Source organism: Psychrobacter sp. APC 3281 (assembly GCF_030407815.1).
Lineage (GTDB): Bacteria > Pseudomonadota > Gammaproteobacteria > Pseudomonadales > Moraxellaceae > Psychrobacter.
In genome coordinates this window covers 253,461-277,809 of the sequence record NZ_JASDCS010000006.1, presented here as the reverse complement: position 1 = coordinate 277,809, position 24,349 = coordinate 253,461, and the positions used below count along the sequence as shown (strand labels likewise).

20 protein-coding genes, 1 tRNA gene and 1 other RNA gene are annotated in these 24,349 nt (G+C 42.9%); 6 read left to right on the top strand and 16 right to left on the bottom strand.

Annotated elements, in window-relative coordinates:
- Positions 1-111: 111 nt before the first annotated feature.
- The 10 genes from rnc to coaD form a co-directional block, all read right to left on the bottom strand.
- Entirely contained in the window at positions 112-909 is a 798-nt protein-coding gene (gene rnc / locus QL886_RS06675) for a ribonuclease III (protein ID WP_057758394.1), read from the bottom strand.
- A 102-nt stretch (positions 910-1,011) separates the two neighbouring features.
- Positions 1,012-1,404, bottom strand: coding sequence for a DUF4845 domain-containing protein (locus tag QL886_RS06670; RefSeq protein ID WP_290178089.1), 393 nt, complete (start codon positions 1,402-1,404; stop codon positions 1,012-1,014).
- Positions 1,405-1,535: 131 nt separating this feature from the next.
- Positions 1,536-2,438 carry a signal peptidase I gene (gene lepB, locus QL886_RS06665; protein WP_290178088.1) on the bottom strand — a complete coding sequence of 301 codons (903 nt, stop codon included), beginning with the start codon at positions 2,436-2,438 and terminating at the stop codon, positions 1,536-1,538.
- Between the two features lie 102 nt (positions 2,439-2,540).
- Positions 2,541-4,340, bottom strand: a complete 1,800-nt coding sequence (gene lepA / locus QL886_RS06660) for a translation elongation factor 4 (protein ID WP_101204270.1) — start codon at positions 4,338-4,340, stop codon at positions 2,541-2,543.
- A 380-nt stretch (positions 4,341-4,720) separates the two neighbouring features.
- Positions 4,721-4,797: transfer RNA gene (locus QL886_RS06655), tRNA-Met, on the bottom strand.
- Between the two features lie 121 nt (positions 4,798-4,918).
- An RNA gene (gene rnpB, locus QL886_RS06650) (RNase P RNA component class A) lies at positions 4,919-5,285 on the bottom strand.
- A 74-nt stretch (positions 5,286-5,359) separates the two neighbouring features.
- Positions 5,360-6,076, bottom strand: coding sequence for a dethiobiotin synthase (bioD, locus tag QL886_RS06645; RefSeq protein WP_356625861.1), 717 nt, complete (start codon positions 6,074-6,076; stop codon positions 5,360-5,362).
- Positions 6,073-7,413, bottom strand: coding sequence for an adenosylmethionine--8-amino-7-oxononanoate transaminase (bioA, locus tag QL886_RS06640; RefSeq protein WP_290178087.1), 1,341 nt, complete (start codon positions 7,411-7,413; stop codon positions 6,073-6,075). Before bioA ends, bioD begins: the two co-directional genes overlap by 4 nt.
- Positions 7,414-7,468: 55 nt before the next feature.
- On the bottom strand, positions 7,469-7,717 hold the full coding sequence (locus QL886_RS06635) for a YfhL family 4Fe-4S dicluster ferredoxin (protein WP_021814308.1): 249 nt from the start codon (positions 7,715-7,717) through the stop codon (positions 7,469-7,471).
- 95 nt (positions 7,718-7,812) lie between these two features.
- Entirely contained in the window at positions 7,813-8,331 is a 519-nt protein-coding gene (coaD, locus tag QL886_RS06630; RefSeq protein WP_102078894.1) for a pantetheine-phosphate adenylyltransferase, read from the bottom strand.
- Between the two features lie 251 nt (positions 8,332-8,582).
- On the opposite strand from coaD, the gene smpB reads away from it, so the two are divergent.
- Positions 8,583-9,059, top strand: a complete 477-nt coding sequence (gene smpB / locus QL886_RS06625) for an SsrA-binding protein SmpB (RefSeq protein ID WP_057758370.1) — start codon at positions 8,583-8,585, stop codon at positions 9,057-9,059.
- Between the two features lie 156 nt (positions 9,060-9,215).
- Here the strand turns inward: smpB and QL886_RS06620 are convergent, their stop codons facing one another.
- Positions 9,216-10,238, bottom strand: a complete 1,023-nt coding sequence (locus QL886_RS06620) for an EamA family transporter RarD (protein WP_290178086.1) — start codon at positions 10,236-10,238, stop codon at positions 9,216-9,218.
- Between the two features lie 242 nt (positions 10,239-10,480).
- On the opposite strand from QL886_RS06620, the gene QL886_RS06615 reads away from it, so the two are divergent.
- Together QL886_RS06615 and QL886_RS06610 are read left to right on the top strand one after the other, a co-directional pair.
- Positions 10,481-10,948 carry an Lrp/AsnC family transcriptional regulator gene (locus QL886_RS06615; RefSeq protein WP_114701186.1) on the top strand — a complete coding sequence of 156 codons (468 nt, stop codon included), beginning with the start codon at positions 10,481-10,483 and terminating at the stop codon, positions 10,946-10,948.
- 164 nt (positions 10,949-11,112) lie between these two features.
- Positions 11,113-11,877 carry a hypothetical protein gene (locus QL886_RS06610; RefSeq protein ID WP_290178085.1) on the top strand — a complete coding sequence of 255 codons (765 nt, stop codon included), beginning with the start codon at positions 11,113-11,115 and terminating at the stop codon, positions 11,875-11,877.
- 171 nt (positions 11,878-12,048) lie between these two features.
- Here QL886_RS06610 and QL886_RS06605 read toward each other — a convergent pair whose 3' ends face one another.
- Entirely contained in the window at positions 12,049-12,681 is a 633-nt protein-coding gene (locus QL886_RS06605) for a hypothetical protein (protein ID WP_290178083.1), read from the bottom strand.
- Between the two features lie 10 nt (positions 12,682-12,691).
- Positions 12,692-14,089: an ammonium transporter gene (locus QL886_RS06600; protein ID WP_290178082.1), complete on the bottom strand. Its 1,398-nt coding sequence runs from the start codon at positions 14,087-14,089 to the stop codon at positions 12,692-12,694.
- A 501-nt stretch (positions 14,090-14,590) separates the two neighbouring features.
- Between QL886_RS06600 and QL886_RS06595 the strand changes: the two genes are divergently transcribed.
- The 3 genes from QL886_RS06595 to QL886_RS06585 all read left to right on the top strand — a co-directional run bounded on the left by QL886_RS06595 (position 14,591) and on the right by QL886_RS06585 (position 18,640).
- On the top strand, positions 14,591-17,038 hold the full coding sequence (locus tag QL886_RS06595) for a YgiQ family radical SAM protein (protein WP_290178081.1): 2,448 nt from the start codon (positions 14,591-14,593) through the stop codon (positions 17,036-17,038).
- Between the two features lie 313 nt (positions 17,039-17,351).
- Positions 17,352-17,762, top strand: coding sequence for a hypothetical protein (locus QL886_RS06590; RefSeq protein WP_290178080.1), 411 nt, complete (start codon positions 17,352-17,354; stop codon positions 17,760-17,762).
- Between the two features lie 314 nt (positions 17,763-18,076).
- On the top strand, positions 18,077-18,640 hold the full coding sequence (locus QL886_RS06585; protein WP_290178079.1) for a hypothetical protein: 564 nt from the start codon (positions 18,077-18,079) through the stop codon (positions 18,638-18,640).
- Positions 18,641-18,695: 55 nt separating this feature from the next.
- Here QL886_RS06585 and QL886_RS06580 read toward each other — a convergent pair whose 3' ends face one another.
- The 3 genes from QL886_RS06580 to QL886_RS06570 all read right to left on the bottom strand — a co-directional run bounded on the left by QL886_RS06580 (position 18,696) and on the right by QL886_RS06570 (position 24,259).
- A complete protein-coding gene (locus tag QL886_RS06580) occupies positions 18,696-20,891 on the bottom strand; it encodes a DUF2971 domain-containing protein (protein ID WP_290178078.1) in 2,196 nt (731 codons plus the stop codon).
- Between the two features lie 3 nt (positions 20,892-20,894).
- The gene (gene ligA, locus QL886_RS06575; protein WP_290178136.1) at positions 20,895-22,886 is read right to left on the bottom strand and encodes an NAD-dependent DNA ligase LigA; all 1,992 of its coding nucleotides are present in this window, start codon (positions 22,884-22,886) and stop codon (positions 20,895-20,897) included.
- 356 nt (positions 22,887-23,242) lie between these two features.
- Entirely contained in the window at positions 23,243-24,259 is a 1,017-nt protein-coding gene (locus QL886_RS06570) for a cell division protein ZipA C-terminal FtsZ-binding domain-containing protein (protein WP_290178077.1), read from the bottom strand.
- Positions 24,260-24,349: the final 90 nt, after the last annotated feature.

Genomic DNA, 24,349 nt, shown 5'->3' with positions numbered 1-24,349 from the left:
ATTTAAAGTTTTAAAATAAATAATATGTGAGGTAGTTTTAATGTATGTTTTGCAAGCTACAACCAATCTAAGCTAATACTCTGCATCTAAAAATGCATTAATAGACATCGGCTATACACGTTTTTTGGCAGATCCTGGCAATTTATGTAATTGGTTAATCATAAGCTCTGCTGCTTTCTGTTCAGCGATACGGCGGCTCTCACCAGATTCAGTAATATCAGGGCAGTTATTGATATTTACATGGCAACGTACAACGAAGATTTGATGCGGTGCATTACCACGCGTTTCCATGAGCTCGTAATTAGGCAAGTCAAACTGTTTAGATTGTAGCCACTCTTGTAACCGACTCTTGGCGTCCTTTAGCGCTTTTTGGTCATTGACATTATCAATCAGATCGCCATACCAAGAGAGAACACATTTACGAGTAATATCCATATCTTGACTGTCTAAATAGATCGCACCGATCAGAGATTCTACCGCATCGGCCAGTATGGAAGCACGATTGCGACCGCCACCTTTTCGCTCACCTACTCCTAATATAAGATGGTTAGACAGCTCTAAGTTTTGAGCGATAATTACCAACGATTCTTGGCGTACCAATGTCGCACGCATACGCGTTAAGCGCCCTTCATTTTGACTAGGATAACGATGATATAAAGCTTCACCCACAATCATCCCTAACAGTGCATCACCTAAAAACTCTAGGCGCTCATAGTTTTTTTTGCTATCAAATGAGCGATGCGTTAACGCAAGTTTAGGTAGACTCAAGTCATTGAACTCGTAGCCTAACTTACGCGTTAATACTGCTAACCGCTGAATAAATTCTGAGCTAACAACAAGCGTGTCAACAGACGTACTATTTTTTTGGGAAGTAGGAACCGCTTGGGAATGGTGCGAAGTTGGTTTCATGCGTGGTTTGTGGTTATCCCTTCTGCTTGACAGATTTAGTTTAATAATATTATTTGATACATTTTATGAAATAATGAAGGTGCTATGTCGTACTATGATGGCTTACTCTGCTGTTGCCATTTCAATGTTACCTTCGAAACGGTTTATGATGTCGACATTGCTAAAAAAGTTATTAGTTACTGCATATTCTTTATAAATAGCCAATTGACCTGTTTTTTTATCCGTAAAGGTAAATACATCTTCGGCTTTAGTATCGTAATCTGCGTTAATTGATAACTGTTTGTTGACACGTTCAACGAATTGCTTAGCTGTCTCGTTATTATTATTGGCTTCTTTTAGCTGTGCACTTAATACCTTGGTCAATTGATAATCACCAATCTGAGCCGGTACGATAGCTACTGTCAACTTAGTCGCAATACCCAAAAGCATAATAATGAGAACAATGTTTGTCACACTGGCACCGCGCTGCATAGCCAAACCAGATAGTTGCTGCATTATGATATCCTTCTAAAGATAAACGACTATTTTGAATAAGTGTATAAATAATAAATAGCTAGTGATTATTTATCAACGATATTAGCATAAAACCATTATCAACCAATCAATCTCTAGACAATCTCATAATCTTAATTGATAGTACCATTACGCTCAAAGGTCGGTAGGTTAAGACCAGGTGGCTTATGCATCCAAATATAAACTGCCTTACCTGCTAGGTTTTCATCAGGAACGAATCCCCAAAATCTACCATCTGCACTGCGATCTCGGTTATCACCCATCACAAAATACTGATCTTCTGGTACGTCAATGCGCCACTCAGTACCCTCTGACTCAACCACTTCTGGTGATTGTTGCTGCAAAAATGGCGCGTACTGTGAACTGTTCATACCGTCTAAATAGCGCACGAGGTGCTTGTTGTCACCTTGTACTTCTTCAAAATATTGTGCCGCATCTTCTTCTTGCTGACCCATTGCAGAAGCACTCTCCTCAGTCAGTACTTGACCTGGACCGACCTGACCTGGTAAGTATAGCTGTGAAGTCAATTCAGCATTTGCCGCGAAATCTACAGACTTAGTCTCAATAGGTATGTCATTGATAGACAGCGTGCCTTGGCTATAGCTTACGGTGTCACCAGGCAAACCGATAACGCGTTTAATATAATAAATGCTCGGGTTTTCAGGATAGCGAAACACCGCCACATCACCATGCTCAGGTTCACCAGTATCTAGTACCTTATTATAAGTTAGCGGCAGGCGCACGCCATATGCATACTTATTGACAGCAATAAAGTCACCCGTATATAGCGTCGGCACCATAGACGATGATGGGATATTAAATGGCTCAATTAAAAATGAGCGTACTATCAATACCACTGCTAACACAGGAAAAAAGTCATAAGCCCAGCGCACTAGTAAGCCTTCTTGACCTCGACCACGAGTTTTGCGCTGTTTGAGCGCTAGCTTATCTAACAGCCAAACAGTTCCTAGGACTATAGTTAACGGCACTAAAATTAAATTAAAATCAAAATCCATACCAAATTGCCTATTAACGAGCGGCTTATCTAACACCTTTACGATAAGACTCACTACATTTGACTGTTATCTACAATGACTATCTTGAGTTACGTTTAGCAATTAGCTATCAACTTGCAACACAGCTAAGAAGGCTTCCTGCGGGATTTCCACATTACCTACTTGTTTCATACGTTTTTTACCAGCTTTTTGCTTAGACAATAGCTTTTTCTTACGTGACACATCGCCGCCATAGCATTTTGCTAGTACATCTTTACGCATGGCTTTTACCGTACTACGACCAATGATTTGGCTACCGATAGCGGCTTGAATGGCAACATCAAACATTTGGCGCGGAATCAACTCTTTCATCTTCGTAACCAGTGCATTACCACGATAACGTGATTGGGTTTCGTGCACAATCATCGCTAAGGCATCAACTTTATCGCCATTGATTAGTACATCAACTCTCACCAACTTATCGGCTTGATAACGTTCAAAGTTATAGTCTAGCGATGCAAAACCACGTGAGACTGACTTTAGGCGATCAAAGAAATCCATGACCACTTCGCCCATTGGGATATCAAATATCAGCTGTACTTGTCGACCCATAAAACGCATATCAACCTGAACGCCACGACGCTCAATACATAGCGTCATTACATTGCCTAAGAATTCTTGCGGTACTAAAATCTGACAGCGGGCAATTGGCTCACGGAATTCTTCAATGTTGTTTGGCTCAGGTAGATGTGATGGATTATCTACATAGATTACATCACCGTTCTTTTTCTCAATTTCGTAAATAACTGAGGGCGCTGTAGTAATCAAATCTAGATCATATTCACGCTCTAGACGCTCTTGGATAATCTCCATGTGCAGCATACCCAAGAAGCCACAGCGGAAACCAAAGCCAAGCGCATCCGACGTATCTGGCTCAAAAAACAGTGACGCATCGTTGATTTGCAGTTTTTGCAAAGCTTCACGGAATTTTTCGAAATCACTCGAATCTACTGGGAACATACCAGAATAGACTTGTGGCGTGACTTGTTTAAAGCCTGGGATACGATCCACATCAGGGGTCTTAGCATGAGTGATAGTATCGCCTACTGGTGCTCCGGCAATATCCTTAATACCCGCAATAACAAATCCGACTTCCCCTGCTTCTAAAACACCCGTATCTACAGGCTTAGGCGTAAAGACACCAATCGAGCCAACCAGATGTGCCTCTTGAGTCGATTTGATATATAATTTATCACCTTTACGTATAGTACCTTCACGCACCCGTACCAATGAGACTACGCCCAAATAATTATCGAACCAAGAGTCAATAATTAGTGCTTGCAGTGGTGCTTCACGATCACCAGTTGGTGCCGGAATAAACTCTACTAGCGCTTCTAGCAGCTTATCAACACCAAGACCAGATTTGGCTGATACTCGCGGTGCATCAACTGCATCGATACCGATAATATCTTCAATTTCTTGGATGACGCGCTCAGGCTCAACTTGCGGCAGATCAATCTTATTTAACACCGCCATGACCTCTAAGCCTTGATCAACGGCTGTATAGCAATTGGCTACTGACTGCGCTTCTACGCCTTGAGCGGCATCAACAACCAATAGCGCACCTTCACAAGCTGCTAATGAACGCGAAACTTCATATGAAAAATCGACGTGACCAGGGGTATCAATAAAGTTAAGCTGATAGCGCTCACCATTTGGATGATCATAAAACAGTGTTACTGACTGTGCTTTGATAGTGATACCGCGCTCACGCTCAATATCCATTGAGTCGAGCACCTGCGCCTGCATCTCGCGATCTTGCAAGGCACCGCACATTTGAATAAAACGATCGGCAAGGGTCGACTTGCCATGATCAATGTGGGCAATGATTGAAAAGTTACGAATATTGGCTAATGCAGTCACAAAGCGCCTACTAAATTAAGGGTGATAGAATAATAAAACTAAAAAATAAATACTGTCAGATGCAATTGATAACGTGCTTGTACTTCTTTGAAGGTTAAACGTTATAACAAGCCGATTGGGCTCATACCACCGTCTAAAACCTATAGCCAAGCACATTAACTCTAATGCGCAGACATAAAAGAGTATTCTAGCAGTTTTCCACTGCAAAGTAAGGCGATTTTGTTAGAAGAGATGTGACTTACAGATGAAATGAAAAAAACTTAATACTTATAGAGGATGTCTAGTATATCAAGAACTGATAGAAAATCTTGAGAAGATTATTTATCCTAGCCAAAAAAAAACCAATCTCGATAGATTGGTTTTTTTCGTACTGCTATATATGGTGGCGATGAAGAGACTTGAACTCTTGACCTCACGATTATGAGTCATGCGCTCTAACCAGCTGAGCTACATCGCCGTTTTAGGCTGCACATTATGCCCAAGCTGTTGACTGCCGTCAACCCCTAATAAGCATTTTTTGCAAAAAAACGGATTTAATTCAGATTAATTGCAACTATTACTACAACAAACGATAAAAAAGGTTTGGTAAACCGATAAGCCGGGTTCTGTCGTGGACGATCATTCCTCTAGGCGTATCATCGCTAATACGCTCAAGCAACCTACCCGCATCGAACGCGGGCCGCGCCATGCCGATGCCTATTTGGTCTTGCTACGCGTGGAGTTTACCATGCCGTGAGATGTTGCCATTCACGCGGTGCGCTCTTACCGCACCCTTTCACCCTTACCGATAATACCCTAAGATACTAAAGGCGGTCTACTCTCTGCTGCACTGGTCGTCAAGTTACCCTGCCCAGCCGTTAGCTGGCACGCTGCCCTATGTAGCCCGGACTTTCCTCCCCTGCTCATCTGTTGCCAGTGTGCAGCGGCGATCGCCTAGTCTACCAAGCGCGCTAGTATAGCAAACTTATGACTGCCTGCGAATGTCTTTTGGATTTATTTTTGTGGACAACATAAATAAGCTAAACAAAATTTTCTGGGAGTGTTTCAATATTACCGATCACATTATCTTTTAGATATGGTATCTGTAGCCAATGCGATTTGGGATAATGATTGTCTAAATATTTTCTTAGAAACTCAATAGTGCTATTTGCGATCTCAGTATCCGTTTGTTCAGCATCATCATGAATATGATTATAAATTATGCTATGTACCATTAATCCGCGCGATTTTATGGCTTCTAAACTCAGCAAAGTATGATTGATGCTGCCCAATCGACCAGAGGTGACCAAGACGATAGGATAACCTTGCTCAGCAATATAGTCTAATATCAGTAGATTCTCTGTAATCGGCACAAGTAAGCCACCTGCACCTTCTAGTAGTACCAGCTCATACTCAGATTGCAGTCGCTTGGTAGCGTTAGTAATCATATCAGGATCAAGTATCTCTCCTGATAACTTAGTAGCCAGATGAGGAGACGCAGGCTTCTTATAACGATGAGCACAAGTCGTAAAATCGAGGTCACATGGCTGCAGAGGTATGTCCATTAATTGACGATGCGTAATAATATCATCAGCGATATTCATCTCACCATTATCTGGATTTATCGATACGCCCGTTTGTACTAGCTTTTGAGTGATGACATTTAAGCCTTGCTGCATAAGGGCTTTAGCAAGCAGCCCAGTAGCATAAGTTTTACCGATATCGGTATCGATACCAGAAACAAATAGAACACTCATGATTGACCTCGGTCTTCTAAATACGTACGCACTACTTTTAGGAGCGCTTGGCATAAGGTGGTCAGTTCATCATCAGTAATTACGTAAGGTGGCATAATATACACCAACTTACCAAAGGGTCTGACCCAGATACCGTTATCAATCAATAAAGACTGAAAAATGGGCATATCAACGGCGTCATCTAACTCAATCACAGCAACTGCCCCCAAACAACGCACCTCGGCAACACCGTCTAATAACTCAGCAGGCGCTAGTTGTTGCGCCATAATGCGTTGCATATTTGCGGTACGCGCTTCGATATCATAAGACATAATCAAATCAATCGATGCGCATGCAACTGCACAGGCCAGTGGATTGCCCATAAAAGTTGGGCCATGCATCAGCGCTGGATAGTCACTATTATGAATGGTATCGGCAATTTTGCGGGTACATAGCGTGGCGGCAAAAGTCATATAGCCACCCGTTAGCGCCTTGCCAATGGTCATGATATCAGGGCTAATAGCTGCATGTTCACACGCAAATAATTTACCACTACGACCAAACCCAGTGGCGATTTCATCCGCAATCAATAGTACATCATGCTCATCGCACAGTTGACGCAGCAATTGTAGATATTCAGGACTATAAAAACGCATCCCGCCTGCGCCCTGAATAATCGGCTCAATGATAAACCCCGCCAGCTGCTCGCCATACTTTACAAAAAACTGAGCCAACGATTCACGCTCATCTACTGTCAAGGCGCGATCAAAGCCAAGTGGCGGCGCAGGGACGAAATGCTGCATCGGTAATTGCTTGCCATATAAGCTATGCATTCCATTAACAGGATCACAGACACTCATCGCATGCCATGTATCTCCGTAATACCCTGAATGGGTTGATGCAAACTGCTGCTTAATTGGACGCTTGGACGCTACTTGATATTGCAGCGCCATTTTTAGTGCCACTTCTACCGCGATACTGCCACTGTCCGCATAAAAAATTGCATCAAGTCCCGTAGGTACAATGTCGAGCAGTTTTTTACCCAAATCTATCGCTGGTTGATGAGTCAATCCACCAAACATGACATGCGCCATTTTACCCAACTGTTTAGTCAGTGCGTCATTTAGTTTTGGATGGTTATAACCATGAACGCTCGCCCACCATGATGACATACCATCGATCAGGCGCGTGCCATCTTCGGTGATGATATAAATACCTTCAGCTCGATCGATTACGATATTAGAATAAGTGGGGGGCAGGCTAGCATAAGGGTGCCAAAGATGTTGCTGATCAAAGTCGTTTGTGACTTGGATAGATTGCGTGGTTGTTGCTTGCGTGGTTATTGTTTCCATGGTCATCGTGTTGTCCCTAAAACGTTGTAAATCCAAACGTCATCAATCGCTTATAGATACTTTATTGACCCGTAATACGTTTGTATTTAGATAGCAGGTCGCTTTCAGTCTCGACGTGATTGGGATCATGAGGAATACAGTCAACTGGACAAATCACAACGCATTGCGGCTCGTCAAAATGTCCGACACATTCTGTACATAGATCAGGGTCGATGACATAGATATCATCCCCTTCTGAGATGGCTTCATTAGGGCAAGCAGGCTCGCACACATCACAGTTGATGCACTCATCAGTGATTAATAGTGCCATGAACTGTTCCTTATATTTTTGCTTATATCAGTCATATATGGCTGCTCCTTACTGTTTTAGCAAGTGCTAGCAGCATATCTTTGATACAGCATCTTTTATTTAATATTTAGCTTTTTGTCGAATGCTTGCAAAACACAGGGTGGAACGAATTTATTGACGTCACCGCCAAGCTTGGCAATTTCGCGAATCATGGTAGATGAGATAAATGAGTAATTTTGAGATGGGGTCAAAAATACCGCCTCAAAGTTTTCATCAAGCTCACGATTCATATTGGCTAGCTGAAACTCGTACTCAAAATCTGACATTGCACGCAAGCCACGCAAAACTGCCGTGGCGTTTTTTTCACGCATAAAATCAACAAGCAGCCCTTCAAAACCAATGACAGATACTTGCGGTAAATCAGCAAATACGGTTTCGACCAAAGCAACGCGTTCTTCAAAATTAAACAAGGGTTTTTTATGATGGCCTGAGGCAACCGCGATAACGACCTCATCAAATAGCTTGACGGCGCGTGTGACCAAATCTACATGACCGTTGGTAATAGGATCAAAGGTACCAGGGTATAGAATTTTGGTATGTAGCTTTGAGGAATTGGGAGAAATAGAGTGGCTCATAGCATGACTGATATAATCGGTGATATTAGGCCATATGCTAGCAAATTTTGCTCAAACTTAATACTTATCTGCTACATTTGTCCTAACAGCTGATTTACCTTTTCATCAGAGGCTTTGATACAATAGGCAGTTCGACTCATCCATCTCATAATCGAAATAAAAAACAAGACTAGTTATTGGATTAGGATGAGGAATTAGTGGGACTGATTAAATAAGGAGCCTGTGTCTTAGGTCATCCTTATGGAGAAATTATGTCAAAAAAATCAAAAAAGCCAGATAATCAGATTTGCGCCAATAAAAAGGCGCGTCATGAGTATTTTATCGAAGAAACCTTTGAGGCAGGACTGGCATTACAAGGTTGGGAAGTAAAAGCCATTCGTGCAGGAAAAATGACGATTACTGAAGCGTACGTCATATTCCGTAATAACGAAGCCTTCTTGTTTGGGGCGCACATTCAGCCATTGCTATCGAGCTCAACGCACGTTAGTCCAGACAGTATTCGTACCCGTAAACTGCTGCTGAACCGTCGTGAGATCGAAAAACTATCTGGGGCAATCAACCAGAAAGGCTACGCTTGTGTACCGTTGTCTTGTTACTGGAAAAACTCACTGGTGAAATGCCAAATTGGCCTAGCCTTGGGTAAAAAGCAACATGATAAGCGTAAAACACTAAAAGATCGTGACTGGGAACGTGATAAGCAGCGCGGTTTCAAACAGCATTTAGATTAAGCACTATTTAATCTATATAAAAAAGGACGGCTCAATATTTACTGAGCCGTCCTTTTTTGTTGTTTACAACATTTTATCAATAACTATTTTAAACGCTAGTTGGTAAAAATAGACTTTGCAAAATAGCCATCTTTATAGCATCTAGCCAGTGGCTTTCTATGCCATTTGCTCTTCTAGAGATGCTGCTGTCTTTCTACTAGCCTGACGCAATTGTCTAACACCATGTGCAATCAAACACCCAATACCTAGCCAAATCAGACCATAGCTATAGATCATCGCTGACTCAAATGGGTTACCTAGTACGGTCACTGCCAAGATAAATAGCAACGCAGGCTCCAAATAGCTCATCATGCCATAGACATTGACTGGTAGCATTTGACTGGCATCAATATTGGTCTTCATCGCCAAGACACTGAGCACACCTAAACCTACTAGCATCATGATAAAGAAACCAGAGCCGCTAACCAATGCCAAACTGCTTGGGGCAAAGAAGAACAAGTAAGCAAGAGCAAAAGGCGAAAATATCGTTAAATCAACCAATAATCCAGTTACTGCGCCAATTCCCTGCAGTCGGCGTAAAATGTAGTAAATAGGATACGTACCGCATACCCATAGCGTCGCCCAAGAGACACTTTGCGTACGGATAACTTCGCTACCTACGCTCAATGCAGCAAAGGCCACTGCCAACCATTGCAAACGGCTGAGTTTTTCGCCAAAGAGGACACAACCAAACACCACCATCATTAATGGGAATAAGAAGTACCCCATTGCGGTTTGCACACCTTGCCCATTCACTGGCGCCCACATAAATAACCAAAACTGGCTGAGAAATATCGGTGTAGGTAATAGCAGCCAAGCCCACTGCTTAGCGCCTTTTATCACTTTCAATTTATCAATGTGCAATCCCAGACGTCCACTTACCATCAGGTATCCGACCAACGCTGCCCACATCGCGAGCATGCGCCAGATAAAAACTTGCGTCCCTGATAATGGCGACAAAAAACTGCTATACGCATAGAGTACGCCAAATAGAACATTGGATAATATGGCAAAAGACACCCCTAGTATTAATGTGCGTTGTTGTGCGCTACCTGTCGTCCAAATCGCAGGTAGTGGCAAACGTGCAGCAGTCGTTGCTAGCGTATTAGCGAATACATTGGAGAGCAGTGAGATAGACATGATAAGCACCGTAGCTATTAATAGATGATAGAAAACCAATTGCTAGATTTTTTTTTAAAGCAGCTCTGATTGGTATGGTCTATTTTACTAGGGTGCTTTGATATATTATCTCTATATAAATGTCTTTATGAATAAAAATATCAAATAGTTGTCGTATAAATGATTATTTTCTTATATTAGTATTTTTAGTGATAATATTTATAAAAACAGATAGAAGACTCTACTATTAAGGATGTCCTGATATGAGCCATACTTTAGATAATATTGATAAAGCCATTTTGAACTTGCTGCAAGATGATGCGACATTACCGCTTAAAACTGTCGCAGAGCAAGTGCATGTATCTATCGCGACGGCGCAGCGGCGCATACAGGCGCTGATAGATAGTGATGTGATTACCAAACAAGTGGCCATCGTCAATCCTGACAAAGTGGGCTATGGCCTGACAGCCGTAGTGATGATAGAAATGGAGCGCTCTAACACTTCAATGCAGCATCGGTTTGAGCGCTTGATGGATGCGCAATCACGTATCATGAGCTGCTATGAAGTATCAGGCGATTTTGATTTTATGCTGATGGTCAATGCAAAGAATATGAGCGACTATCATCAGTTCACTCGCAGCTTACTGACTTACGAAAATAATGTGCGCAACTTCAAAAGCCAGTTTGTGATGAACTTCACTAAGAGTGGAACTAAAATCACCCTAGATTAATTATAATTAATCCATCTCAGCTAAACTTACAGATCATATGACAATGGATGATGAGTAGCTAAGTTACCTCTAAACCCTGTACGATATTCACTAGACATCCGAGAAGAAATAAAAACTCGATAGTTAGTTTCGTAAGCCCATTTATTAGACAAGGAAGCCTAATCATGACTGACCACACAAATGCTGCTAACAAGAATATGAAAGCGTCACTAAAACTGTTAGACCTAAAACCATTAAATCCAAAAAAGGTGATAGCAGGCGCTTTGTTTGCTACGGTACTAGCCAGCTCAGGCTGTGCGACTAGCTCATTGTTAGACAATAGCGGGCATGTCACTACGAACACAACGAAGCAAATACTGTCTGAAGATCAAATTGTTGCTTTTGGTCGTCCTGCGCAGGCGTTACCAAAAATGCCAAACGCGTCAATGGTTATCGTAGGAGAAAAAAACAGCTACGTCCTTACCCAAGGTGGGACAGAGATGGTGAACTTACTGAGTAACCTCACGCAAAAAAATATTCAAGTGGATAACGACATGAGCTTTCATGTACCCAATAATGATGGGTACTTCCAAGGTGAGATGAAATTGTCTTATGCCAAATTAAAAGATGAGTTTGGGCGCTCAGACTATCAGTTCTTTTTGCAAAATAACGGTCAAGAGTGTACCTCCGCGAGCGATCAACGTATCAATGCTCAGCGTTTTTGTTTTAGCGTTCCTGTCAAAGGCGCTATCTATCCGCAAGTTAGTAACTTGGGGTTAATTCAGTCAAACTATCGCGCACTGACTAAACCATATACGGTGAGTTTTTATACACAAACTCAGCAGGATGTCTTCACTCGTAGCGGTCCAAATGGCGCACAAAAGCTAGTACTGCTACCCTTTGCCCTCGCCTTTGACGTGGTTACTTTCCCACTTCAGCTATTGGACTAGATAGCTAAATACTATTAGACCGCTCATCGACTAGTATCAAGTTTCAAGGTACGCCATGAAAGCTACATCTTGAAAGCTACGTTATAAAAGCTACGTTATAAAAGCCCCTTTATATAAGGCACGTTATCGGAAAGTATTCCGCACCCAACCGTAACGTGCCTACTCAACATTTCAGAATAACTTTTCGACCAATGTTTTCGGGTAGTTTTGTTTTGCTTTCTCTGCCGCTCGAAACATCATCTCATCTGCTTCGACAGGGCCTGCAACATCACATAAGCATACATAAGCCAACTGCATCAAATTATTTAACAGGTGCTCATTATCAGGTACAGACGGCCGATTGCCTTCTAAAAATTGACTAATGTTAAGACTATGCCCTTTGAAGGTGCGTTCTTGCGAAACAGTTTGGTGCATGGTCAGAAATAGGTTGCGACTTTCTGTTTCTGATAGCTGACTGCGCAGCGCTTCTATGACGGTATAAAACGCCAGAACCAACTCAGAGACAGGGACTGGCACTTTAACTGTTTCATTATGACCATTATGACTATTAGCCTCAACTGTTTGCTGACTGTCCGCTTGCAACGTAGCCCAAAAGCCTTTCCTAATATCAGACTTATAAGCTTGCAGCTCAGGATAGCGCCTTGTCGCATCCAAGACGCACTGTTGCATCATTTTTACGGAGACCGTCGAGTAACGCTGCCACTGTGATTTAAGCAGTCGCACCTCTTCAGGATGTAGATAGTCGGCAAGTACTTCTGCCATCGCAGTCACAGCTTGGTCTACGGATTGAGTATCAATATTCATCAGCTCTCTCCTATAAATGCCGCTCGGTTAAACTCTTGGAATCAAACATTTGCTTCTGAAATTCAGGGTAACCAAGCTCTGCATGCTCGGTATAATCAAGGCCGCGCTGCTCATGTAAGCGGCTTGCTTTTAACCCGAAGCTTAGATCAATCAGCTTATACATCACTAGCCCCAATCCCAGTCCCCAGCCTAACGCTACACCGACGCCCAGCGCTTGCACGCCTAGCCGCGATAAGTTAAACAAATCTCCTGTATAAAACAATCCTGCGGCGAGCGTACCCCATGCCCCGCCAAAACCATGTACTGCCACTGCCGAGACCACATCGTCTACTTTGAATTTTAATAGCGCTTGCGATGATAAGATATACACCACTGAAGCGACCGCACCGATAATAATGGCAAATACAGGCGTTGTGGTCGCACAGCCTGCAGTAATCGATACCAGACCAATCAAACTGGCATTGACACTATCGCTCAGCAAAATGGCTTTGTTGAGCGATCGGGAGATCAACATATAGCTCACCACCGCACTCACTGCAGCGACAAAAGTATTGACTGCGATTAAACCAATATTGCCAGTGATAGATAACGTCGACCCAGCATTGAAGCCGAACCAGCCAAACCATAGGATAAATCCGCCTAACGCCAGCAACGTCATGTTATGCCCTGCGATGAGTCTTGGGGTACCATCAGGTGCAAAGCGGCCTAGCCTTGGGCCAATAACCAAAATACCTGCCAATGCCAACCAGCCACCGATAGAATGCACAACAGTAGACCCAGCAAAATCAATAAAGCCAAGCTCAGCTAGCCAGCCTGTACCGCCGAAATAACCGCCCCATACCCAACTGGCAAACACGGGATAAATAAACAAACAAATCAAACAGGCCGCCACCGCATAGCCGATAAAGGAAACGCGCTCTGCCATCGCACCGCTTGCAATCGTCACCGCTGTCGCTGCAAACATCATCTGAAAGAACATCAACGCCCAGTCCATATTGGACAACGCGACTGGCATAAAATGATCCGTACCGACAAAGCCTGAATTATTAGTACCCATCATCAGCCCAAAACCAACTAAGTAGAACGCCAGACCACCGATGCACATATCGGTATAGTTTTTCATCATCACGTTTAACGCGTTTTTCGCTCGTACTGATCCGCTCTCAAGTAGAGCAAAACCTGCCTGCATAAAGAACACCAATACCCCGCCCCAGATTATCCAAGCGATATTTTGATATTCGAGCAGCTGTGCTACTGTCAATGTGTCGGTCCCAGCGGCTTGGGCGCTACCCATCATTGCAAACAATACTGTACTTAGCACCAGCCTATTACTTAGCAATAGTTTTGATGGTTGTAATAGTTTTAATAATGTCTTTATCGTGTCCAGTCCAACAGATGATGTTCTCATTTTATCTCCAAACACTTATCTATCCGTTCAAATTTTATCGGTGCACTATTTTTACTCATCAATGCACACAAATAAGCCCTAACAAGGGTGGAGCAAAACCTGTGCCAAAACCTCTTATTAGAAATTGAAGGAAGTCATAAATATAAGAAAACAAATGACCAGTAGCAGCCAAGTCGGTATTTTGACTACTACGTTTGCGAGAATGTAGCTATAAATTGAACTAGGGTAGAGAATGATTGTTGGAAGTAAGTTTGATTGAACTAATAATGTGACTGTTCTGTCTAGACTGTTTTTGCCATTATTTTGCTGTGCGGATAGCTTACTTTGCATGAGCAGTTTATCTCACGCTATCAATAACTTATCGGCAATCGTCCCTAATAGAATAGGTCGCATAGTGAAGGCGATTCATGTTAAAATGAGCGCTTTTAAATTCGCCTTTATTATCATTGGGTAATAAGGGCTGTATTTTTAGTGCCATTTTTCTAATTAACAGGTCCGCCCATGTCTGCCGATACCATCGCCCGCACTGCCTTTAAACAAGGCACCAAGCCACTTTATGATTATGACAAACACTGGGCGAGCTGCTACGAGCCAGCGCCTTATCTGCCGATGAGCCGCAAAGAGATGGATGATCTGGGCTGGGATGCTTGTGACGTCATCATCATCTCAGGTGATGCTTATGTCGATCATCCAAGCTTTGGTATGGCGATTATTGGTCGCCTATTAGAATCTCAAGGCTTCCGTGTTGGTATCATTGCTCAGCCAGATTGGAAGAGCAAAGACGCCTTTATGGAACTGGGCAAACCTGTCTATGCTTATGGCGTGACCGCGGGCAACATGGATAGCATGATCAACCGCTACACGGCAGATCGTAAAATCCGCAGCGATGACGCTTACTCTCCAGGCAACGTGGCAAACAAACGCCCTGACCGCGCCGCTATCGTCTATAGCCAGCGCTGCCGTGAAGCCTATCCTGATGTGCCTATTATTTTAGGCGGTATCGAGGGCAGTCTGCGCCGTATCGCCCATTATGATTACTGGTCAGACAAAGTCCGCCGTAGTATCTTGTTGGATGCGCGTGCTGATGTCTTACTGTATGGTAATGCTGAGCGTGCGATCGTCGACGTGGTACATGGTCTGTCTAAAGGCTATAGCTTTGAGCAGATGAGCAAACTGCGTGGTACGGCTTACTTATTGACCCCGACCCGTCGCCATTGGCAAGAAGATATGACCGAGGTCGCGAGTAACGATGTCGATACCGTTGGCCGTGTCGATCCAATCATCAACCCTTATGTAATGACCGAAGACGTTGATAGCTGTTCAATTGAGCAGAACAAACCATCGGACTCGCCTGTTGGCCAAGCCATGCCTTCATCTATGTCATCGCAATATCAGGGCTTTGTTGCAGAACCAGTTGCCAATAAAGTCATCAACGCTGAACAAGTCGATGAAGAGACGCAAGTGGTACAAATGCGCGGCTTTGATAAGCCAATGACCGCACGTAAGCATAAGCTAAAAATGCCACCACGTGAAAAAACTGTTATTCGTCTGCCTGATTACGAGCATGTCAAATCTGACCCTGTGCTTTATGCTCATGCAAGTCGTATCCTGCATTTAGAGACCAATCCAGGTAACGCCCGTGCGCTTGTGCAGCGTCATAGTAGCGGTGCTGGTAACTCGCATACTTCTATCGACGTTTGGCTCAATCCACCACCAGTCCCACTCTCAACAGAGGAGATGGATTATGTGTTTGACTTGCCGTACGCACGCCTGCCGCATCCAAGCTATGGCGATGCGCGTATCCCTGCTTATGACATGATTAAATTTTCGGTCAATATCATGCGCGGCTGTTTTGGCGGTTGTACCTTCTGCTCGATCACTGAGCACGAAGGCCGTATTATCCAGAGCCGTTCAGAAGATTCAATCTTGCGCGAAGTAGAAGCAATTCGTGATACCGCACCGAACTTTACTGGTGTGATATCTGACCTTGGTGGCCCAACAGCCAATATGTACCGCCTCAGCTGTAAAGATGAGACAATTGAAAAGAACTGCCGTAAGCCGTCTTGTGTCTATCCTGACGTCTGTGAAAATTTGATTACCGATCATAGTAATTTGACTAAGCTATATCGTAAAGCACGTGATATCAAAGGCGTGAAAAAAATCCTGATTGCTTCAGGCTTACGTTATGATTTGGCAGTGAAAGATCCTGAATATGTCAAAGAATTGGTCAGTCATCACGTCGGTGGTTACCTTAAGATTGCGCCTGAGCACTCTGAAGAAGGCGTGCTATCGAAGATGATGAAACCTGGCATGGGCAGCTATGATCAATTCAAAGCCATGTTTGAGCAGTTCAGCCAGGAAGCGGGCAAAGAGCAATATCTGATTCCTTACTTCATCGCCGCCCATCCGGGTACCAAGGATGAAGATATGATGAACCTTGCCCTTTGGCTCAAAAGTAATGGCTACCGCGCTGACCAAGTACAGGCGTTTTATCCAAGCCCAATGGCGACCGCGACTACCATGTATCACACGCACAAAGATCCGCTACATAAAGTCAGTCGTGATGAAGGTGACATGGATATCGTCAAGTCTGGCAAGCAGCGCAAATTGCATAAAGCATTCTTACGCTATCATGATCCAAAAAACTGGGTATTATTACGTAAAGCCTTACAAGACATGGGTCGTAGTGACTTGATTGGTAAAAACCGGGGTTGTTTGATTCCACCATTTAACGCCAGTTTAGAAGGGCGTGATGCCGCGCAAGATACTTATCAGTCAGCGCGCAAAAAGAATAGCCGTGTTGGCAATGACTCAGTGAAGCGCAGTAATGGCTCGTCAAACAACAGTGCGTCAGCTAAAGGTGCAGCAGGTAAAAACAGTAAGAAGAAAGTTAGCAAAGGCAATTTCCAGACTCAGCATACTGGTCTGCCACCACGTAAAACCAAGTAGTGTTTATAATATAAAAGTACACGCTCAATCTAGAGCATGTTAAGTAAAACAAAAAAGCGTCTATCAGCCACTCGGTGATAGGCGCTTTTTTATGCACCGAGTTTATAGACGCAGATTTCATAATTAATCCTGCTTACTTTTCACCCTGTCTCAGATTACAAGTTACATTAGACAGCGGTTGGGTAACGAAGCTAACAGGCAACGAACAATTTCTAACATTGAAATGGTTCGTTTTCGCTACTATAACCCTCATATGTTAAACGCATCATTAAGAACAAGTAAATGACAACAGCGAAAAGCTTTGGAGAGCACTATGAAAATGATAACTAAAATTGTAACCACTCTACCAGTCCTTGCCCTATTGAGCGCTTGTGCGACTACCGCACCAACTACCTCAGATGCAACTGATACGCCAGTTCCAGAAAAAGTAACCGCCGCCTATGATCGTATGGCACCAGCACCATACACCTGCACCGATGACAGCAAAATCATGGCAAAGCAATCTATCAATAAAGAACAAGTGATGCTCAACGCTACCCTACCAAAAGTAAAATGGGCCGAGCAGCCAATCATCCTAAACGGTAAAGTGAAAGGCGAAGTCGCAAGCTACGTAAACGACTCAAACCCAGAGGTCGTCTATGCATGGCACATGAAAGGCGACAAAGGTATCTTTGCGATGAAATGGGCTGATGGTAAAGAATACCAAGTAAACTGCCAAATCTAATCAGTTAGAGATACGCTCATATCGTAATAGACAAAAAGCAGTCATTATATAGTGGCTGCTTTTTTATGCGTGGTCGTTTGATATGTGTATAAAGATGGCTATAAAAAATAGTATCAGATAGATAGTTGTATAGTCAGTTTAATATAATTTTGATACAAGGAAACCGAGTGTAAGTTATACATTAGTATGCTTAGCGAGGATGACGCTGTCATTCTTTTATAGAGAATTAGGCTATATCAAAACTTACCATCTGATGTATTTCGCTAGAGAAGCACAAAGAAAGCTGTCAAAATAGCAGATAGAGCGAATCAATCATGACCAACAATCAAAAGGGTAACTCGATGGCAAAGCGTCTGATAAGTATGATGGTAATTGCAACGGCAAGCATGTGGGCGCTGACAGGCTGCGATAACGCTACCGATTCTGTCGATGCCACTGAGCAAACTGCGGAGACAGCAGCAGATCCATCTGCATCGACAGCCGATACCATCGACTGGTCACTGGTAGATAGCGGTGCAAAGCCTGCTGACCCTACCAATTATAAATATCCGTTTGCGATCGATAGTCAAAACGTCCGAGACTATGCAGATTACTTCAAAGTGGACGCTGCAACCGCTCAGCATAATCTGACGGTGAGCATGGCAAGTAACGAAGCGCTATCGAAAGCATTAGACCAACTCAGCGAAACCTATGTCTCACACGAGCTAACCGATGGCAATGAGATGACGCTTATCATTCATACCACGCCCGATGTCGCTGCCAGTCGCTATGATTATGTGCTGTCTGATGACTTTGCCAAAGGATTGGTATTACCTATCGTGATTCAGCCAGATGGTAAGAAAGGTGATGTGAAGACACATGGAGAGATGGCGGAGTAGAAGTTAATAGTTAATAGCGTGTGTTTTGATTTATGTGACACACGCTACTATTTTATTACGAAGTTTGGCGGTAAGGATTGTTAGAGAGTTCGATTTTAACATCAGTATCGCAAAGTAACTTTGCTAAATAAGGCTGATACTGGGTAGCTGCTGGTGCAATATAGATTTTATCAAGATTATCTTTAATATCCGTTTCATATTCTATATATAAAGCTTGTCCATATACCATCTGAACTTTCGAATTATCGATTGTAGTTATATACATCATTCTGCATTCTTGCTCTTCTTGAAATGCAGAATTTTTGATTAGATATTTTAGAGGCAGTAAAATTTCATCTCGAAGAACCTCTAAATCCTTACCTAGCTTAGGGTTTTCTTCAAGAGTCTGATTTTTAGCATTAGTAATACCTAAATAGCTATTTTTTAAATCAGTAAGCAAGCTTTGAACCTTATCAGTTTTAGAATCTATTTCTTTCTGATAAGTTTCCCAACGCTGTTGAGCATCTTGCTTATCGCTGAATTCACGATAAAACGTTAGCTTATCTCTTTGAGCTAATCTAATATAACCACTATTAGGCTCAAGATATACACAGCGCAATAAAATTTGTTTTGAAAGAAAAGAATTATCTTTACTATTATTCTTAACTTCGAGAGAATCATTCAACCTTCGAGGCAATTCAAAGTTGCTGACTTCATTATAGTAGTCAGTTCGAAAATAACTATTTTTAAAAATTAAACTAACACCTGATGCTTCTTTGTTATTTTCTTTACCATATAATCGAAACTGGTTGAGACTATCATGATTGAAAGTAAAGCAACTTACGAATACTTGGTTATTCTTTTCAAATTTCAGAGTATTTATATTACCTTGAGTTAAATAGTTGGAAAGCACTAATCCTTCACTTGGGTCATTAACATTATTGATAGTATTTAATCGAAATTTACTTCCTAACTTGCAACTGTGATCTTTATAATCATGTTTCAAAAGTAAATCAGTTACATAGGTACTAGTATAGTGCGCAAACTTACGTTCAGGGGCTTTTGTAATACTATCGAGATATTTTGAATAGATATCTAGAACTAGCATAAAAGATATAAGAAAGCCATTGCCTATTTCTGAATTTATATCCAATTTAAATAAATCGTTAATTTTTCTAAAGCAGTCTATCTTAAATGAATACTCACCGAACTTAACGCTTCCACTAAGTTCTTTCCATATGCTAACTGCTTTATTAATTTCACCTTTTTTAAAATAGCACATTCCGATATTACGTTTAGCAGTTAAATAATGTTCATAAGAATATTGTAATTTTATATTTTTCCAGAATTTAATTGCTGTATCAGTATCATTTTGACTAGCATATAAGTCAGCTATATGTAGTTGAGCCTTACTATATGCTTCTTCATTATCTTCAATCCTTATATTTCCTAGTATATTCAATGCATCTTCTTTTTTTCCTAGTTCGAGGTGTACGATTCCTATATTAAACTGTGCTTCTGCATAAAATGTAGAATCGTCTTCACGTATTATCGAATGCCAAGCATTCAAAGCGCTATCTACCTCCTGTCTTTTTTCAAGAATTGTCAGACCCAGATGAAAAGCTGCTGAACTAAAAACCACAGGAGAATACTCTCGTTTGACTCTAGAGAAATATCGTATTGATTTTTCAATTAAATTTAATTTGTAACATATAATCCCTAAACGTAACTGTGCCTCTGCATATACTTCCAAACCATCTTTTAAATCAACGCTTTCGAGTATACTAATAGCTCTATCTACATCGCCTTTTTTATAATAAGCAACACCTATATGAATCTGTAAATCAATATAGGTTTTAAAATCATCAGTCTTTTTTATCTTATCCCAAGCCTTTAAAGCTTCATCATAATTTTCCATTTGAGCATAGACTGTTCCTAAGTTAAACTTTGAATCTACGAACGTTTCTTTACCCCACTTACGTTTCACTTTATTCCAAAAAAATATAGCCTGTGTTCTATCTTCCAACATTGCAGACGCTAAACCCTGACTGTATAAAGCCTTGTTATAAATTTCAGGATCATCATTTTTTTGTATATTTGCCCAAGCCTTTTTTGCTTCCAACAGGAAATTTTTAGTGGCACAAATCTTTCCAATGCTATATTGAGATTTTGCATAATCTTGATCTCCATCTTCTTCACGTGTCACTTTCTGAAACTCTTCAATTTCTTTCCGAGCTTCTTCGTCCAAACCTTCCATGTCATCAATATTCATAATCTACGCCCCAATCATCGTCAAAAACTCTTCCTCACCTACCACTTTAACGCCCAATTTTTCAGCTTTGATCAGTTTAGAGCCAGCCTTATCCCCTGCCAGTAGCGCAGTGGTTTTTGCCGAGATGCTGCCCGAGACTTTTGCACCCAGCGCTTGTAGTTTGGCTTTGGCTTCATCACGCGCCATGCTATCGAGCGCTCCCGTGATGACCCACGTTTGCCCATCGAGTGGTAGCTCGTCTGATGCGACTTGCTCGACCTTATCCCAATATACACCAGCTTCAAGCAACGAATTAATCACTTCGATATTGTGCGGTGCACGGAAGAATTTATAGGTCAGCTCGGCGGTAATTTCTCCGACATCTGGCGTTTTTATCAAGGTCTCGATACTGGCCGACATTAAACTATCTAAATCACCAAATTGCTGTGCAAAGTTCTGTGCTGTGCCTTCGCCGACACCGCGGATGCCGAGTGCATAGATAAAGCGAGCCAATGTCGTATGCTTGCTGGCTTCGATAGCGTTGATGATATTTTGTACCGATTTTTCACCCAGTTTCTCAAAGGTGACCATCTCATCCACATGGTTGTGCAACCGATAGATATCAGCGACGGTTTTGACCAGACCATGCTCAAAGAAGCTAATCAGCCAACTCGCACCAAGCCCATCGATATCCATCGCACGACGTGAGACAAAGTGAATAAGCGCTTCTTGCTGCTGCGCTGGGCAAAACAATCCGCCCGTACAGCGCGCCAATGCTTCATCTTCTGGCAGCACGACGGGAGAGTCGCAGACAGGGCAAGTCGAAGGTAGCGTGACTGGCTCGCTATCGGCTGGGCGCTGATCGTGCCAGACACGAGTGACTTTTGGGATGACATCGCCCGCCCGATGGACACTGACCATATCGCCTGCGCGCACATCTAAACGCTGAATCTCACCAAAGTTATGCAAGGTGACATTGCTGACGGTGACACCGCCGACTTTGACAGGCTCAAGCTTACCGACTGGTGTGATTTGACCCGTACGGCCGACTTGCCATTCGATATCGTTTAGACGTGTCATGACGGTTTCGGCAGGGAATTTATAGGCAGTTGCCCAGCGTGGCTCGCGTGATAGGTAGCCAAGTTGCTGCTGTAACGCAAGGCTGTTTACCTTAATCACCATGCCATCGATTTCAAACGGCAGATCGCTACGCCCTTCTATCACTGACTCATAATAGGTCTGCGCGGCGCGTGGATTTGCGACTACTTCTACGGCGCTGACTGTAAATCCAAGCTCGGTAAGCCATGCCAACGCTCCTGATTGGGTGTCGATAGTATCTGGCAAACCCTGATTGACCGAATAGCCATAGAACGCCAGTGGACGACTAGCAGCAATGGCTGGATCTAACTGACGTAAGCTACCAGCAGCGGCATTGCGCGGATTAGCAAAGGTTTTGCCCTCATTCTCTTCTGCCAATCGATTAAGACGCTCAAAGCCTGCCTTGGGCATCAACACTTCACCACGTACTTCTAGCAACTCAATATCAGCAGCATCAGCTATCCATAGTGGCAAATTACGAATGGTTTTGGCATTTTGAGTAATATCCTCGCCTGTCTGCCCATCACCGCGCGTAACCGCTTGGACAAATTTTCCGTGCTCATACTTCAGTGAGACCGCCAGCCCATCGAGCTTTAGCTCCATCTCATATTCAGGGTTTTGCTGCGAGTCACTTAGGCGATCATTGACGCGGCGCATAAAATCGCGCAAATCATCATATTCAAATACATTGCCTAGCGATAGCATCGGAATATCATGCGTGACTTGGGTAAAGGCTGATAGCGGCATATCGCCGACTTGATTAATTGGGCTATCAGGCTGCACCAAATCTGGATATTCTTCTTCGATCTCAAGCAACGAGCGACGTAATTGGTCGTATTCGCTGTCTTCTAATATTGGATTATCGAGCACATAATAGGCATAGTTATGCGTCTTAATCGCTTCAATAAGCGCACGCATTTTTGAGACAATCTCTGCACTATTATTGATACTACTGTCGGTCAAACTAGGTACATTAGATGTCGCAGGTGCTTGGTTTTCTACTTGAGCAGATAGGTTTTTAGAATTATTTGATGAGGTAGAGTCAGTCATAGTCGGCGTCTTTTTCGCAATTCAAGATGTCGATATGATAACAAGTTTGTAGGAAGCTCGGTATAGTCAATCCTATATAAATCAAATACTATGTCAGGCTTGCTCAGTCTACTATGATTAGCACTTTGCGGAAACTATAGCCCATTAAAAAAGGCAAATAACGTTAATCGCTATTTGCCCTTTTTATGATTTCTGCTATTAATCAGCTTTTAGCCTTTACACTGCTAGCCCTCATAATCACGGACTTGGTTACGTAGCTGTTGCTTGTATTCAGGCGTGATTGGTTCGTTCTCTTCATCCAGCATAATCGCGTCAAGGTCGCTTGCCATCATGTAAGCAATGCTCATCATACTATCAAAGCTGCGTACGGCTTGTGGATGCGGCAGTGACAAGAATACGACGACACCATTATAAGTGTTGGTCGCGACACTATGCGGATCAAACGGCGCAATACCGCTATCGGTGATGCCCATCATGCTAAACCACAGCATACCCGTACCGTCTTTTTGCTCGTAGCGATGGAACATATTCATCGCGCCATAACGTAGGCCATATTTATCAATCAACGCTAATAGGTCACGGCCACGGATAATCGCCGCTGGACGGTCACGATATTGGTGCGGCAAGATGGTGATATTGATATTGTCTTTGGCATTGATCAATGGACCGTTTTGCGCGTCATCACCTGACTCTGATAGATGTTGATCCAGTATCGGGCTGTTGTCATCGAAGCTTGGCTCTTCTGCCGTATCAATGGTTGGCATCAGGCTATCGGTCGCTGACATTAGGCTAGAGAACGCATCAGGCTCTTGCTCGATATGCATCTGATCTGCGACTTCTACAAACTCAGCACTATTGGCACGGCGCTGCTCTTCTTGCCAGCGCGCGTAGTCCGCTTCATCGATGACGTCATGATCGTCAGCTGCTACATGGCCACGCTCAGCCGTTAGTTGAGCATCAACGTTGGTATGCGTTTGCGTCAATGGCTCTTCTTCAACGACGGCATCCAAGTAGCTACGATCTGGACCGATGCTCGTCTCGCCTGCGACCGTATCATCAAGATCTGGCTGATCGACGATATTGCGCTCGTGACGCGGTATGATCGGAATACCATTTTTATCATAATTGACCGCAGCAGCTTCGGTAGCACCGCGGCGCTTAAAGCTACGAATGACCATAAACAGCCCTGCGAGCACGATAAACGCGGCAATGGCAATCAATATAAACTGAATAACGGTCATGATAAATACATCCTAGTATATATAACAAAAGGGAATACACAAACGAGCATAAATGGCAATATTCTAGCATGGCTGACCTATATCGTCACC